Source organism: Streptomyces sp. NRRL WC-3549 (genome assembly GCF_000721935.1).
Lineage (GTDB): Bacteria > Actinomycetota > Actinomycetes > Streptomycetales > Streptomycetaceae > Streptomyces.
The window spans coordinates 126893-128859 of sequence record NZ_KL585414.1; the positions used below are offsets into that span (position 1 = coordinate 126893).

Annotated in this window: 1 protein-coding gene and 2 pseudogenes; all 3 read left to right on the forward strand. The window is 69.6% G+C overall.

What is annotated here, in order from left to right:
• Positions 1 to 254 (forward strand): annotated as a pseudogene (locus tag IH13_RS0121865) (ABC transporter permease); the annotation flags it as partial.
• A 44-nt stretch (positions 255 to 298) separates the two neighbouring features.
• Positions 299 to 1354, forward strand: coding sequence for a 2-aminoethylphosphonate ABC transporter substrate-binding protein (locus IH13_RS0121870; protein ID WP_031086989.1), 1056 nt, complete (start codon positions 299 to 301; stop codon positions 1352 to 1354).
• Between the two features lie 255 nt (positions 1355 to 1609).
• A pseudogene (locus tag IH13_RS0121875) lies at positions 1610 to 1967 on the forward strand (hyaluronidase); the annotation flags it as partial.

Consider the following 1967-nt stretch of genomic DNA (forward strand, 5'->3'; position numbering starts at 1 on the left):
AGGTCAGGCTGCCTCTCCTGCTGCCGTCCCTCACCGCGGCCGCCGGCCTCTGCTTCGCCCTGTCGATGGGCGAGCTGAGCGCCACGATGATGCTCTACCCGCCCGACTGGACCCCGCTGCCGGTCCTCGTCTACGCCGCCACCGACCGCGGCGCCCTCTTCACCGGTTCGGCGATCGCCGTCGTCCTGATGACGGCGACCCTCCTGGTCCTGCTCGCCGTCTCCAGGATCCGCACCCGAGCCACGTACCGGTGAACCACCCCTCCCCCCCGCCCCTCGCGCAAGGAGTCCTTCTCGCCATGCCCAGGAACGCCCTCAAGCCGCTCTCTGCCGCCCTCTGTGTCCTCGCCCTCCCCCTGACCGCCTGCTCCGGCACCTCCGCCGCCTCCGACGAGAACGTCGTCACCGTCTACAGCGCCGACGGCCTCAAGGGCGAGAACGGCGACGGCTGGTACGACCGGGTCTTCAGGGACTTCGAGAAGGAGACCGGCATCAAGGTCGAGTACGTGGAAGGCGGCTCGGGCGAGATGGTGCAGCGCGCCGCCCGCGAGAAGCGCAATCCGCAGGCCGACGTCCTCGTCACCCTCCCGCCCTTCATCCAGCAGGCCGACACCAAGGGGCTGCTCCAGAAGTACGCGCCCGAGGGCGCCGACCGGGTCGCCGGCGCCGACAAGGCCGCGAACGGCACCTGGACGGCCGTCGTCAACAACTACTTCGGCTTCGTCCACCACACGAAGGAGCTGAAGCAGGCCCCCGCCACCTGGGAGGAACTCCTCGGCAGCGGCTACCGGAACAAGATCCAGTACTCCACGCCCGGCGTCGCCGGCGACGGCACCGCCGTCCTCGTCAAGGCCATGCACGACTTCGGCGGCGAGAAGCCCGCCATGGAGTACCTCGGCAGGCTCCAGAAGAACAACGTCGGCCCCTCCGCCTCCACCGGCAAGCTCGCTCCCAAGGTCGACAAGGGCGAACTGCTCGTGGCCAACGGGGACGTCCAGATGAACTACGCCCAGTCCAAGACCATGCCGAACCTCGGCATCTGGTTCCCGGCCCGTGAGGGCGGCAGGCCCACCACCTTCGCGCTGCCCTACGCGGCCGGCCTGGTCACCGAGGCCCCGCACACCGAGAACGGCCGGAAGCTCCTCGACTACCTGTTGAGCCGGAAGGCGCAGGCGCAGGTCAGCGCGATCGGCGGCGGCTTCGCGGCCCGCCAGGACGTCAAGGCGACCGACGCCGACGCCATCGCCCTGACGAAGATCATGGATGACGTGGAGGTCTTCGAGCCCGACTGGGAGGACATCGAGAAGAACCTCACCTCGTACGTCGACGCCTGGAAGACGGCCACCGGCAGCTGACCGGCCCCACCCCGCCGCACCGCCCCTGGCACCACCGCCGGGGGCGTCGCCATGCCCGCGGCCCTGTCCCCGCCCCTCCCTCCTCGACGGCGCCCTGCTCACCCGCACCCAGGGAAGCAGCGCATCGCGCCTTCACCGTCGCGGGAGACGGTCAATGTTGGCCAGAGTAAAGATGACCGACGCAGAGGTCTAGACCCCATACGTCTTACCTCTTACCGTCGAACTTCGCCCCACCCTGAGAAACAAAGCGAGTTGGTGGTCCAGACCAAGCTTGGAGAGTCCATGAGAAGACGCACGCACGCCATCGCAACGATCAGCTTGTGCTTCGCACTCGCAAGCGCCATGACGCTGGAAGTGGTTCCGGCCGTCGCCGCCCCCAAGGCCGGGCCGCCCGCGGCGTCCGCGGTGCCGCCCGTCTCGCCGACCCCGCAATCCCTCACCCGGGCAGGTGGCGACGTCGTCGTGACCGGCAGGGTGATCGTCGTGGCGGACAAGGACACGGACGCCCATGCCCGTACCCGGCTCGTCGCCGAGCTGAAGGCGCACGGCGTCGGCCGGGTGGATGTCGTCGCCCCCGGAGACGTTCCGCGAGCCTCCGCCGGCCTGCTCACCG